Here is a 12,916-nt window from a genome sequence, read left to right on the forward strand (position 1 = left end):
TCTCAGTCGACCCGCGTCCTCGCCATTCAGGGGGTCGGCGGCACGAGGGGGCGGTGGGGCGCGGGCGCCGGCCGGTCAGTCGCCGTCGGGGAAGGTCGCGCGCATCCGGGCGCCGCCTCCGGGGGCGCTCTCGACGGCCACCTCCCCGCCATGGGCCTCGACGAGACCACGGACGAGATAGAGGCCGAGCCCGGTGCCGTGCTTGGCCCCGGCCTGCCAGAACCTCGAGAACACGAGCTCGCGGTGGTGGGGTGCGATGCCGTCGCCGTCGTCGCAGACGACGAGGTCGACGGCGGCCGGGCCCTCCCACGCCGCGCGCTCGACGGCCATCCGGACCCGGCCCTTGCCGTGCCGCAGCGCGTTGTCGACGAGGTTGGTGACGACCTGCTCGAAGCGGTCGGGGTCGGCCCAGAGCACGTCGACCCCGTCGGCGACGTCGATGTCGAACTGCGCGCGGTCCGCCCCGGCCACCACCCGACGCTCGACCTGCGCCTCGAGCCGGGGACGGACCTGCAGCGGCTGGGCGTGGACGGTGAGCCGACCCGTCCCGATCCGGGAGGTGTCGAGCAGCTCGGTGATGAGCCGGGTGACCCGGTCGGCGTCGGCCTCGATGGTCTCGAGCATGAGCCGCTTCTGGTCGTCGCTGAACCGGTCCCAGTTGCGCAGCAGCGTCGACGAGAAGCCCTTGACCCCGGTGAGCGGTGAACGCAGCTCGTGGGCGACGGAGGTGAGGAGCACCGAGCTCTCCTTCTCGGCCCGTCGCCGGCTCTCGGCGTCGCGGACCCCCAGGACGAGCGTGTTGACCGGCGCCCCCCGCTCGGCACGCACGTAGCGCGCCGTGACGAGCAGCTCTCGGCCCGACGGCAGGACGAGCAGGCGCTCACGGTGGCCCGTGCGGGTCTGCAGCCCCGACCACGGGTCGGTGATGTCCCACCACGAGTCCCCCGTGTGGTCGAGCAGCGGCACGGCCGTGCGGATGTCGCACCCGACGACCTCGTCGGCGGACAGCCCGGTGATCTCCTCGGCCCGCCCGTTCATGTACCGCACCACCCCGGGGTCCCCCACAGCGGTGATCAGCCCGTCCGGCAGGAACTCCAGGCCGTGGCCGGCGAGGTCGTCGGGCACCCCGAACCGTTCAACCATGTCGGGCACGTTACCCCGCGTCGCGCTCCGGGCGCTGGACGCCGGACCGTGGCGCGCACGTCATCCCGCGCCGCGCGCCGACCGCTGGACACCGGCCGACGCGTACAGGCACACGGTCGCGGCCATCGCGAGGTTGAGGGACTCGGCCCGCCCGTGGATGGGGACGCGGACGACCTCGTCACACCGATCGAGGGTGTCCTGGGGCAGCCCCCAGGCCTCGTTCCCCATGACCCAGCAGTGCGCGGCGGCGAGGTCGGCCTCGGGCAGCAGGGTGGTCCCGGACCCGTCGGCGGCGTAGCGGCGGATCCCGGCCCCCGCGAGCGCGTCGAGGGTGGCGTCGGTGTCGAGACCGGCGACGACCGGCAGGTGGAACAGTGATCCGGCCGTCGACCGGACGACCTTGGGGGCGAGGACGTCCACCGAGGCCGCGCTGACGAGCACGGCGTCGGCGCCGGCCGCGTCCGCGCCGCGGATGACCGTGCCGGCGTTGCCGGGGTCGCGGACGTTCGTCAGCAGCACGAGCAGCCGCGGGCCGGTGGCGAGCACCTCGGCGAGCGTGGTGTCGGCGGCGTCCACGACGGCGAGCACGCCCTGGGGCGCGTCTGCGTCGGACATCGCGGCGAGGACCTCCGTGGACACCTCGTGCACCCGCAGCCCGGCGTCGTGCGCGGGCCCGAGGATGTCGGCCGCGTAGCGCTGGGCGGCCTCGGCCGTGACGTAGACGTCGCGCACCCGCTGCGGGGCGTACCGGACGGCCTCGCGGACCCCTTGCGGCCCTTCGACGCCGAAGCGGCCGGTGCGTTGCCGCACCGGCCGCCTCTGGAGTGCACGGACCGCCCGGACCCGGTCGGATCCGGGGTTGGTCAGCACGGAGTGGTCGCCGTTCAGGCGGAGGCCTTCGCCTCGGTGCCCTGGTTCGCCTTGGCGATCTCGACGAGCGCGGTGAAGGCGGCCTCGTCGTTGACCGCGAGCTCGGCGAGCATCCGGCGGTCGACCTCGACCTCGGCGATCTTCAGGCCCTGGATGAACCGGTTGTACGTCATGCCGTTCGCGCGGGCCGCGGCGTTGATCCGCTGGATCCACAGCCGGCGGAAGTCACCCTTGCGGGCGCGCCGGTCGCGGTAGGCATAGCCCATGCTGTGCTGGACCTGCTCCTTGGCCTTGCGGTAGAGCCGCGAGCGCTGCCCGCGGTACCCGCTGGCTCGCTCGAGGACGACCCGGCGCTTCTTCTGGGCGTTGACCGCCCGCTTCACGCGTGCCACGTGAGTTCTCCTTGCTCTGCGTCAGTACAGGGGGGTGGGGAGGGGTCGCTCAGCGACCGAGGAGCTTCTTGACCTTCTTGAGGTCACCCGTGGAGACCAGGACGTCCTTGGACAGAGCGCGGGCCTTCTGCGGGGTCTTCTCGTGGAACTTGTGGACGTGGCCGGCCTGCTCGCGCATGACCTTGCCCGAGCCGGTGACCCGGAAGCGCTTCTTGGCGCCGCTGTGCGTCTTGTTCTTCGGCATGGTGCCGATCTCCTTGCGTCGTGTGCTGTCGGTAGTGCTGTTGTCCGGGGACGGGCTCAGCCCGCGTCCGTCGTCTCGCTCGCCGTGACCTGCTCGGCCGACTCGACCTGCTCGGCCGACTCGACCTGCTCGGCCGACTCGACCTGCTCGGCCGACTCGACCTGCTCGGCCGGCTCGACCTGCTCGGTGCTGGTGTCGACCCCGGCGTCGTCGGCGGCCTGGTCGGCCTTCGCGTCGTCACGGCGCTTGCGCTGCTCGGCCATCGCCTGCGCCTTCTTCTTCGTCGGCGCGATGACCATGACCATGTTGCGGCCGTCCTGCTTCGGCGCCGACTCGACGGTGCCGAGCTCGATGACGTCCTCCGCGAGGCGCTGGAGCAGCCGGAACCCGAGCTCGGGGCGGGACTGCTCGCGACCGCGGAACATGATCGTCACCTTGACCTTGTCGCCGCCCTTGAGGAACCGGACGACGTGGCCCTTCTTCGTGCCGTAGTCGTGCGGGTCGATCTTCGGGCGGAGCTTGATCTCCTTGATGACCGTGTTGACCTGGTTCTTGCGCGCCTCACGGGCCTTCACGGCGGCTTCGTACTTGTACTTGCCGAAGTCCATGAGCTTGGCGACCGGGGGCTTGGCCATCGGAGCGACCTCGACGAGGTCGAGGTCCGCCTCTGCCGCGAGGCGGAGGGCGTCCTCGACGCGGACGATGCCGACCTGCTCGCCGTTGGGGCCGACCAACCGCACCTCCGGAACCCGGATGCGGTCGTTGATGCGTGGCTCGCTGATGTGCTTCTCCTTCGTCACATGTCTGAACGGTGGCCGCCGACACGAGAAGAGGCTCCTCGCGGCGTGTGCGCGAGGAGCCTGGTTCCGTCCGGTCTGCGACGGGATGCCACGACACACCCGAAGGGGCGCGCGTGACGTCTCGTCACGGACCGGGGACCCGGCGACCTCGTGGTCGACGCGGGTGGAAGCCTGGCTTCTCTTGCACACCACCCCCGGGACAGCGGGGCGGTCGGTCAGCGCACAACGCTACCAGCACCCCCGCCGGGGCCGAAATCGTCAGACGATCCGGAACGCGAGGCCGTCGACCCGGGCCCGCAGCTCGCCGTCGGTGGCGAGCCGCTCGCCCACCCGGGTCGCGGCGGCCCGGACGTCGTCGGGGGCGAGGCCGGGCCGCAGCGTGAGCACGATCCCGAGGACGCCCTCCCCCGCCGGGGTGCCCTCCTCGAGGGTGTGCGTGACGATGTCGGGCTCGGCCGCGGTCGCGGCCGCGACGGCCCGCGCGACGAAGGGGTCGGTGGGTGCGGGCTGCCAGGGCCGCTCCTGGGCCAGCGCCCAGAGCATCGAGGGGCGCAGGACGCGGGTGGCCGGCCCGGCGACGTCGACGACGAGCACGTCGCAGGACTCCGAGACGGCGGCCTGCGCGGCCCGCGCGGGCGTCACCGGCACGGGCCGCGCGGCCGGGTCCCAGGCGGCGAGTGCGTCGGCGCCGGTGAACACCGGGAGCGCCCGGCGTCCGTCCGGGGCGACGAGGGTGACGGCGGCCATGTCGGTCCCCGTCTCGACCCGGTGCCCGTCGTGCTCGTCCTCGCCGGTGGCGGTGGCGACGACCGGGACGAGGAACCGCGACGCCTCGACGGCCCGCATCAGCGTCGCGTCGTCGGCGGTCCCGGCGAGCGCCGCGCGCAGCGCCGGGTCGGCCTCGCCGGTGTCGGTCTCGAAGCCCGACTCCGACAGCTCGCGTCCGCCCCAGGGGACCTCGGCGGAGTCGGCCCCGCCCGGGGTCACGGGCGGCCCGCGACGTCGAGGGCGGCCGGGAGGGTGAAGGCGCCGCGGTAGAGCGCCGACCCGACGATCGCGCCCTCGACGCCGTCGGCGACCAGGGTGCGGACCGCGGCGATGTCCTCGAGGGTCGAGATGCCGCCGGAGGCGACGACGGGCCGGTCGGTGCGTGCGCACACGTCCTGGAGCAGTGACAGGTTGGGCCCCTTCATCATCCCGTCCTTGGCGACGTCGGTGACGACGTAGCGGGAGCAGCCTTCGGCGTCGAGCCGGGCGAGGGTCTCCCACAGGTCACCGCCCTCGCTCGTCCAGCCCCGCGCGGCGAGGGTCGTGCCGCGGACGTCGAGGCCGACGGCCACCCGGTCACCGTGCTCGGCGATCGCCCGCGCGGTCCACTCCGGGTCCTCGAGGGCGGCCGTGCCGACGTTCACCCGGCGACAGCCGGTGGCCAGGGCCCGGGTGAGCGACTCCTCGTCCCGGATGCCCCCGCTCATCTCGACGTCGATGTCGAGCCGACCGACGATCTCGGCGAGCAGCAGCGCGTTGCTGCCACGGCCGAAGGCCGCGTCGAGGTCGACGAGGTGGAGCCACTCCGCCCCCTCCTCCTGCCACTGCAGCGCGGCGAGCAGGGGGTCGCCGAACTCCGCGCCGGAGCCGGCGACGCCCTGGACGAGCTGGACGGCGCGCCCCTCGACGACGTCGACGGCGGGCAGCAGCTCGAGGCGGGGCTGGTCTGGGGTGCTCACGCGGGGTCCTCCGGGGGCGGTGGGTCGGTCGGTGCCCCAGTCTGCCGCGTCCGGCGCCCCAGCCCGACCCCGACCCCGACCCCAGCCACCCCGCCCCGCCCCCCTCGGCTTTCTCGGGTGACCCGGGAAACCAGCGCTTCACCCGAGAAGCCTTCCCGGGGGAAGTGCGGGCTTATCGGGTCACCCGATAACACCTTGGGGCGGGGTCAGAGGGAGCGGACCCAGTTCTCGAGCAGGGCGAGCCCGGCCTCCCCGGACTTCTCGGGGTGGAACTGCGTCGCGCACAGCGGCCCGTTCTCGACGGCGGCGACGAAGCGCTCCCCGTGCGTCGCCCAGGTGACCCGCGGCCGGACCGCCGCGAAGTGCTCGTCCCCCGGCGCGAGGTCCCAGGTGTGGGCGGCGTAGGAGTGCACGAAGTAGAAGCGCTCGCCCTCGACCCCCGCGAACAGCATGCTGCCCGGCGCGGCCTCGACGGTGGACCAGCCCATGTGCGGCACGACGGGTGCCTGGAGACGCGTCACGGTGCCCGGCCACTCCCCCAGCCCGGGGATGGGCGTCGCGCTCGGCTCGGTGGAGCCGTCGAACAGCACCTGCATCCCGACGCAGACGCCGAGGACGGGCCGCCCGCCCGCGAGCCGCCGGTCGATGACCAGCGGCCCGCCGGCGTCGGCGAGCCCGGCCATGCACGCGTGGAAGTTGCCGACCCCGGGGACGAACAACCCGTCGGCCGCCAGGGCGGCGGCGCCGTCGGAGGTGAGCTCGACGTCGGCACCGACGTGCTCGAGGGCGCGCACGGCCGAGTGGACGTTGCCGCTCCCGTACTCGAGGACCACGACGGTGCGGCTCATCGCGGCCCGTCCGCGGCGCTGCCGGGCGCCCGCCCACCCCAGGCCGACTCCCACTCGGCGCGGTGCTGCGCCTCGTCGGCCATGAGCCGGTCGAACATCAGGACGCCCCGCGTGCCGGGCTCGACGTCGCTGGCGCCCGGGCAGTCACCGCGCACGAGGAGGTCGTGCCCGGGGAGCCCGAGGAGCCCGAGGACGGTGACGAGCACGTCGAGCGCCGTGCCCTCGCCGGAGCGGAGCACGGCGGCGAGGTCCTGGGGGGAGGTCCGCCCGGCGGCCCCGGCGGCCCCGACGAGCGAGGGCAGCCCGAGCCGGGAGAGCGAGGGGGTCTCGACGACCCCGATGGACGGCTGCCAGACGAGCCAGCGCTGCCCGGCGCGGAGCCCGGTGGGCTGGAGCGTGAACGCGGCCTTGCCGTGCAGGTCGAAGAACCCGAGCACCGGCTTGCCCCCGCGGGGGGCCGGCCGGGCCGCGAGGACCTCGAGCGCGACGTCGTACGGGGCGGCGCTGCGCGCCTCGGACTCGGCGACGGTGACGCCGGTCCAGCCGTCGAGCGGGGCCATCGTGGCGGAGACGAGCCCACGACGGAGCCACCGGCCGACAGCGGCCGGCGGCCGGCGCACGAGCAGCAGCCCGTGCCCGGCGCCGGTGCGGACGTCACCGGCCACGGGGTTACAGGGCGCCCTTCGCGCTCGGGACACCCTCGACGCGCGGGTCGCGGGCGAGCGCGGCACGCAGGGCCCGCGCGAGCGCCTTGAACTGGGCCTCGACGACGTGGTGCGGGTCGCGGCCCGACAGCACTGTGACGTGCAGGGCGATCTGGGCGTGGAAGGCGAAGGACTCCAGGACGTGCCGGGTGAGCGAGCCGACGTAGTGGCCGCCGATGACGGCGTACTCCTGGCCGGCGGGTTCGCCCTCGTGGACGACGTACGGCCGGCCCGCCACGTCGACGACCGCCAGCACGAGCGCCTCGTCGAGCGGGACGGTGGCGTCGCCGAAGCGCGCGATGCCCGACTTGTCGCCGAGGGCCTCCCGGACCGCCTGCCCGAGGACGATCGCCACGTCCTCGACGGTGTGGTGCGCGTCGACGTGCGTGTCGCCGTCGGCGGAGACGGTGAGGTCGATGAGCGAGTGCTTGGCGAGGGAGAGGAGCATGTGGTCGTAGAAGGGCACCCCCGTGCTCACCTGCCCGCGGCCGGTGCCGTCGAGGTCGACGGTCACCTCGACGGTGCTCTCGGACGTGGCCCGGCGCACGGTGGCGGTGCGGTGGGTCGGGGCGGTGCTCACTGGGTCGCTCCTGCGTGGGTCGGGACGAGCACGGCGAGGGCGTCGAGGAACGCGGTGATCTCCTCGGGTGTCCCGGCCGTGACACGAAGATAGTGGGGAATGCCGACATCTCGGATGAGGACGCCCCGGTCGAGCAGGGCCTGCCAGGTGAGACGGGCGTCGGCGAGGCCGCCGAACAGGACGAAGTTCGCGTCGCTGGGGACCGGGTCCAGGCCCATCGCGGTCAGGCGGTCGACGATGCGGTCGCGCTGGTGCTTGACCACCTCGACGGTCTCGAGCATGAGGTCGGCGTGGTCGAGGGCGGCGAGGGCCACGGCCTGGGTGGGGGTCGAGAGGTGGTACGGCATCCGGACCAGCCGCAGCGCGTCGACAAGGGCCGGGTCGGCCGCGAGGTAGCCGAGCCGGCCCCCCGCCAGGGCGAACGCCTTGCTCATCGTGCGGGTCACGACGAGGCGGGGGCGCCCGCTCAGCAGCGTGAGGGCGGACGGGGCGCCGGGGCGGGCGAACTCGGCGTACGCCTCGTCGACGACGACGAGGCCGTCGGTGGCGTCGTACACGGCCTCGACGACGTCGAGGGTGAGCGCCGTCCCCGTCGGGTTGTTCGGGGAGCAGAGGAAGACGACGTCGGGCCGGTGCTCACGCACCTGGGCCACCGCCGACGCCGCGTCGAGGTCGAAGGCGCCGGCCCCGGGGACCCCGCGCAGTCCGTCGACCCAGGCCGTGCCCGTCGTCGTCGTGATGATCGGGTGCATCGAGTACGCCGGCGTGAAGCCCAGCGCGGTGCGGCCCGGCCCGCCGAAGGCCTGCAGCAGGTGGAGCAGGACCTCGTTGGACCCGTTGCCCGCCCACACCTGGTCCGGCGCGACGAGGGTCCCCGCGCGGGACAGGAAGCCGGCGAGCGCCTCGCGGAGGCGGGTGAACTCGCGGTCGGGGTACCGGTTGAGGCCGCGGGCGGCCTCCTCGACGGCGCGCGCCATCGCCGCCACGACGACCTCGGGCACGGGGTAGGAGTTCTCGTTGGTGTTGAGCGCGACGGGGACGTCCAGCTGGGGCGCGCCGTAGGCCGACCGACCCCGCAGGTCCGGCCGCAGCATCGCCTCGACCGTCGCGCGCGCATCCATGCCCGAGAGTCTAGGAGGCGTGCTGGACGCGTCCGACGCGGCGACCACGGACCGGCCGCGGACCGCGACCGTCAGGCTCCCGGCTCGACGTCCGGGACGCGGGCGAGGACGGCCTCGCCGTGGGCCGGCAGGTCCTCGGCGCGGGCCAGCGTCACGACGTGGCCGCCGACCTCGCGCAGCGCGGCCTCGTCGTACTCGACGACGTGGATGCCGCGCAGGAACGACTGCACCGACAGCCCGCTGCTGTGGCAGGCGCAGCCGCCGGTGGGCAGGACGTGGTTGGAGCCCGCGCAGTAGTCACCGAGGCTCACCGGCGCCCACGTGCCGACGAACACGGCGCCGGCGTTGCGGACCCGCGCGGCGACGGCGGCGGCGTCGACCGTCTGGATCTCGAGGTGCTCGGCCGCGTAGGCGTTGACGACGTCGAGGCCCACCTCGAGGTCGTCGACGAGCACGATGGCCGACTGCCGGCCGGCGAGGGCCTCGGCCACGCGCTCGGTGTGCTTCGTGGCGGCGACCCGTGCGACGAGGGCAGCCTCGACCTGCTCGGCGAGGGCCGGGCTGTCGGTGACGAGGACCGCCGCGGCGAGGGGGTCGTGCTCGGCCTGGGACACCAGGTCGGAGGCGACGTGCTCGGCGTCGGCGCTCGCGTCGGCGAGCACCGCGATCTCGGTGGGGCCCGCCTCGGAGTCGATGCCGATGAGCCCCTTGAGCAGGCGTTTGGCGGCCGTGACGTAGATGTTGCCTGGGCCTGTGACGAGCGAGACCGGCTCGCAGACGTGCTCGCCCTCCTCGAAGCCGAAGGCGAAGGCGGCGACCGCCTGGGCACCGCCGACCGCGTAGACCTCGTCGACCCCGAGGAGCGCGCAGGCGGCGAGGATCGTCGGGTGCGGCCAACCGCCGTGGTCGCGCTGCGGCGGGCTCGCCACGGCCAGGCTCGGCACGCCGGCCGCCTGGGCGGGGACGACGTTCATGACGACGCTGCTCGGGTACACGGCCCGGCCGCCGGGGACGTAGAGCCCGACGCGGTCGACCGGCACCCACCGCTCGGTGACGGTGCCACCGTCGGCGACCCGGGTCGTCGTGTCGGTGCGCCGCTGGTCGTCGTGGACGATGCGGGCCCGGCGGATGGACTCCTCGAGAGCGGCCCGGACGGCGGGGTCGAGGGAGTCGGCGGCCTGCTGGACGACCTCGGCCGGGACCCGGATGGAGGGGGGCGCGACACCGTCGAAGCGCACGGCCGCCTCCTGCAGGGCCGCGGCCCCGCGCGCCCGGACGTCCTCGACGATGGGGCGGACGGCCCCGAGGGCGGCCTCGACGTCGAACTCGGCACGGGGCAGTGCGGTGCGCAGCTCGCGCAGGCCGGGTCGGCGACCGCGCAGGTCGAGACGGGCGAGAACTCCGGCGGAGGGATCGGGCATGGGGCCAAGTCTAGGTTTCGTGCCGGGCGGTGGGACCGGCCGCCCACCGGGGCCCGCCCGGCTCAGCCCTCGAAGAACTCCTCCTCGTAGGCGACCCGGGCGCGGCGGGCGGCCCGCCGGTACCGCTCCGCGAGCTCCTGGCCGCTGCCGGCCTCCATGCCGAGGATCCGGGCGACCCCGTCGGCATCCCGGTCGTACGTCGGCACGGCGTCGCTGGCCTTGCCCCGGAAGAGCATGCTCGCGTTGCGCATCGCCGACGCGAGCCGCCACGCCGCGGCCAGCGCCGACGCGTGGTCGGGGGTGAGGAGGCCCAGCCGCTGGGCGGCCTCCAGGGCCTCCAGGGTCGAGGTGGTCCGCAGCTCGGGCCGCGCGTGGGCGTGGCGGAGCTGGAGGAGCTGGACGACCCACTCGACGTCCGACAGCCCGCCGTGCCCGAGCTTGAAGTGCGTCTTGCGGTCGGCCCCGCGCGGGAGCCGCTCGGCCTCGACCCTCGCCTTGAGGGTGCGGATCTCGCGGACCTGGGCGGCGTCGAGGCCGCCCTCGGGCCAGCGGATCGGCGCGATGAGCTCGAGGAAGCGCGCCGCGAGGTCCTCGTCGCCGGCCACCGGCGCGGCCCGCAGCAGGGCCTGCGCCTCCCAGACGAGGGACCAGCGGGAGTAGTACTCGCGGTACGAGGCGAGCGAGCGGACGAGCGGGCCGTTCTTCCCCTCGGGCCGCAGGCCGGCGTCGACGTCGAGCACGGGGTCCGGGCCGCTGCGCCCGAGGAGGGAGATGAGGAGCTTGACGACCTCGATCGCCTGCTGCTGCGCCGCGTTGTCGTCGGCGCCGGGCAGGGGGTCGTGGACGAACATGACGTCGGCGTCGGAGCCGTACGCCTGCTCGCCTCCCCCGAGCCGCCCCATCCCGACGACGAGCAGGCGGGTGAGCGGCTCCTGGCCGTCGCGCCGGCACACCTCGCGGTGGCACACCTCGAGGGTCACCTCGAGCAGCGCCGAGGTGAGGTCGGTCATCGAACGGCCCTGCTCGACGAGGCCCAGCGTGCCCGACAGGTCGGCGACCGCGACCCGGAAGAGCTCGGAGCGCCGGATGGTCCGGGCCGCGAGCACGGCCGACTCGGCGTCGTCCTTGCGCCCGGCCGCCGACCGCATCCGGCGCAGCACCTCCTCGCGGGAGCGCGGCGTCATCCCGCCCGGGTCCCCGAGGAACTGGACGCACTCGGGCGCCTGCTCGAGCAGCGCGGCGGCGTACCGGCTGCGGGCGAGGGTGTGGGCGAGCCGTTCGGCCGCGGACCCCTCGTCGCGGAGCAGCCGCAGGTACCAGTGCGTCGAGCCGAGCTCGTCGCTGATCCTGCGGAACGCGAGCAGCCCGGCGTCGGGGTCGGCCTCGTCGGCGAACCAGCCGAGCATCACCGGCAGCAGCTGGCGCTGGATGGCGGCACGCCGGCTGACCCCCGCCGTCAGGGCCTCCAGGTGCCGCAGGGCTCCCGCGGGGTCGCGGAACCCCAGCGCCGAGAGGCGCTCCCTGGCGGCCTCCGGGGTGAGCCGGACGTCCTGGTCGGAGAGCCGGGCCACCGCCGACAGCAGGGGCCGGTAGAAGATCCGTTCGTGCAGGCGGCGCACCTCGCGCCGACGGGCCCGCCACTGCTCCAGGATCTTCTCGTCGGGCGAGGTCCGCAGCCCCATCGCCCGCCCGAGCCGGCGCAGGTCCTGGTCGGCCACGGGCATGAGGTGCGTCCGCCGGAGCCGGTGCAGCTGGATGCGGTGCTCGAGGGCGCGCAGGTACCGGTAGGCGGCACCGAAGGTGGCGGCGTCCTCACGGCCGATGTACCCGCCCGCCGAGAGTGCGTCCAGCGCGTCGAGCGTGCTCGTGCCGCGCAGGGTCTCGTCGGCCCGGCCGTGGACGAGCTGGAGCAGCTGGACCGAGAACTCGACGTCGCGCAGACCACCCGGGCCCAGCTTGACCTGACGCTCCGCCTCGGCCTTGGGGATGTGGTCCTCGACCCGGCGGCGCATCGCCTGGACGTCGCCGACGAAGTTCTCGCGGGAGGACGCCTGCCACACCATCGGGCGGACGGCCTCGAGGTAGGCCTCGCCGACCTCCGGGTCACCGGCCACCGGCCGGGCCTTGAGCAGCGCCTGGAACTCCCACGTCTTGGCCCACCGCTCGTAGTAGGCGCGGTGGCTGGCGACGGTCCGCACGAGCGGCCCGTTCTTCCCCTCGGGCCGCAGGGCCGGGTCGACCTGCCACAGCGAGCCGGCCGGGGTGGCCGCCGAGCAGAGCCGCATGAGCCGGGTCGCGAGGTCGGTGGCCACGACGAGCGCGTCGTGCTCGTCGACGCCCTCGGCCGGTTCGGCCGCGAAGATGACGTCGACGTCGGAGATGTAGTTGAGCTCGTGCCCGCCGGTCTTGCCCATCGCGATGACGGCGAGGCGCGCCGAGTCGGCGGCCGGCCCGGCCTCGGCCCGCGCCAGCTGGAGCGCGGCCTCGAGCGCGGCGCCGGCGAGGTCGGCCAGCGCGGCGGCGACGTCCGGGAGGACCTCGAGCGGGTCCTCGGCGGTGAGGTCGGCGACGGCGATACCGATGAGCTGCTCGCGGTAGCAGATGCGCAGCACGTCGGCCGGCGGCACGTCACCGGGCTCGAGGACGGCCCGCACGAGCCGGTCGCGCCGCTCCTGCGCGGTGAGCGGCCGGGCCTCGGTGGCCGCCGTCCAGTGTTCGGGGTGGGCGACGAGGTGGTCCGCGAGCGCGGTGGACCCGCCGAGGACCGCGAGGAGCCGGGCCCGCTCCACCGTGTCGTCCTTGATCGCGGCGACGACCTCGGCCCGCAGGCCGGGGACCTCGGCGACGGCCTCCATGAACCGGACGAGCGCCAGCAGGGCCCCGTCGGGGTCGGCCACCCGCGCGAGGCCCTCGCTGAGCCCCCCGGCGTCGATCCGGTCGGGCGAGCCCGCGATGCCCTCGAGCGCGGGGTCGTCGAGCAGGGCGTTGGCACGCCCGGGGTCGTCGAAGCCCAGCCTGGCGGCCCCCGCCGGGACGGACTCGGGGGCGCGCGAGCTCATCGCGCCC

The 12,916-nt window shown here is 74.8% G+C and carries 13 protein-coding genes; all 13 read right to left on the minus strand.

Annotated elements, in window-relative coordinates; genetic code table 11:
* Nucleotides 1–75 precede the first annotated feature (75 nt).
* The 13 genes from Q0963_RS15285 to Q0963_RS15345 all read right to left on the minus strand — a co-directional run bounded on the left by Q0963_RS15285 (nt 76) and on the right by Q0963_RS15345 (nt 12,909).
* Nucleotides 76–1,143: an ATP-binding protein gene (locus tag Q0963_RS15285; protein ID WP_299447720.1), complete on the minus strand. Its 1,068-nt coding sequence runs from the start codon at nt 1,141–1,143 to the stop codon at nt 76–78.
* Between the two features lie 60 nt (nt 1,144–1,203).
* Complete coding sequence (locus tag Q0963_RS15290) at nt 1,204–2,013, minus strand: RNA methyltransferase (RefSeq protein ID WP_299447722.1); 810 nt, start codon at nt 2,011–2,013, stop codon at nt 1,204–1,206.
* 14 nt (nt 2,014–2,027) lie between these two features.
* Entirely contained in the window at nt 2,028–2,405 is a 378-nt protein-coding gene (rplT, locus tag Q0963_RS15295; protein WP_299447724.1) for a 50S ribosomal protein L20, read from the minus strand.
* 49 nt (nt 2,406–2,454) lie between these two features.
* A complete protein-coding gene (rpmI, locus tag Q0963_RS15300; RefSeq protein WP_299447726.1) occupies nt 2,455–2,649 on the minus strand; it encodes a 50S ribosomal protein L35 in 195 nt (64 codons plus the stop codon).
* Nucleotides 2,650–2,705: 56 nt separating this feature from the next.
* Complete coding sequence (gene infC / locus Q0963_RS15305) at nt 2,706–3,449, minus strand: translation initiation factor IF-3 (protein ID WP_299447728.1); 744 nt, start codon at nt 3,447–3,449, stop codon at nt 2,706–2,708.
* A 258-nt stretch (nt 3,450–3,707) separates the two neighbouring features.
* A complete protein-coding gene (locus Q0963_RS15310; protein ID WP_299447730.1) occupies nt 3,708–4,436 on the minus strand; it encodes an SseB family protein in 729 nt (242 codons plus the stop codon).
* Complete coding sequence (gene priA / locus Q0963_RS15315) at nt 4,433–5,176, minus strand: bifunctional 1-(5-phosphoribosyl)-5-((5-phosphoribosylamino)methylideneamino)imidazole-4-carboxamide isomerase/phosphoribosylanthranilate isomerase PriA (protein WP_299447732.1); 744 nt, start codon at nt 5,174–5,176, stop codon at nt 4,433–4,435. Before priA ends, Q0963_RS15310 begins: the two co-directional genes overlap by 4 nt.
* A gap of 206 nt (nt 5,177–5,382) precedes the next feature.
* Complete coding sequence (gene hisH, locus Q0963_RS15320) at nt 5,383–6,024, minus strand: imidazole glycerol phosphate synthase subunit HisH (RefSeq protein ID WP_299447734.1); 642 nt, start codon at nt 6,022–6,024, stop codon at nt 5,383–5,385.
* Nucleotides 6,021–6,689 (minus strand): hypothetical protein, encoded by a 669-nt coding sequence (locus Q0963_RS15325; RefSeq protein WP_299447736.1) that lies wholly within the window; start codon nt 6,687–6,689, stop codon nt 6,021–6,023. The genes hisH and Q0963_RS15325 overlap by 4 nt, the downstream gene beginning before the upstream one ends.
* Nucleotides 6,690–6,693: 4 nt before the next feature.
* Nucleotides 6,694–7,308: an imidazoleglycerol-phosphate dehydratase HisB gene (gene hisB / locus Q0963_RS15330; protein WP_299447738.1), complete on the minus strand. Its 615-nt coding sequence runs from the start codon at nt 7,306–7,308 to the stop codon at nt 6,694–6,696.
* Entirely contained in the window at nt 7,305–8,429 is a 1,125-nt protein-coding gene (locus Q0963_RS15335) for a histidinol-phosphate transaminase (protein ID WP_299447740.1), read from the minus strand. The genes hisB and Q0963_RS15335 overlap by 4 nt, the downstream gene beginning before the upstream one ends.
* A gap of 71 nt (nt 8,430–8,500) precedes the next feature.
* The gene (gene hisD / locus Q0963_RS15340; protein WP_299447742.1) at nt 8,501–9,850 is read right to left on the minus strand and encodes a histidinol dehydrogenase; all 1,350 of its coding nucleotides are present in this window, start codon (nt 9,848–9,850) and stop codon (nt 8,501–8,503) included.
* Between the two features lie 62 nt (nt 9,851–9,912).
* On the minus strand, nt 9,913–12,909 hold the full coding sequence (locus tag Q0963_RS15345) for a bifunctional [glutamine synthetase] adenylyltransferase/[glutamine synthetase]-adenylyl-L-tyrosine phosphorylase (RefSeq protein WP_299447744.1): 2,997 nt from the start codon (nt 12,907–12,909) through the stop codon (nt 9,913–9,915).
* Nucleotides 12,910–12,916: the final 7 nt, after the last annotated feature.

Source organism: uncultured Phycicoccus sp., from assembly GCF_947495705.1.
GTDB lineage: Bacteria > Actinomycetota > Actinomycetes > Actinomycetales > Dermatophilaceae > Phycicoccus.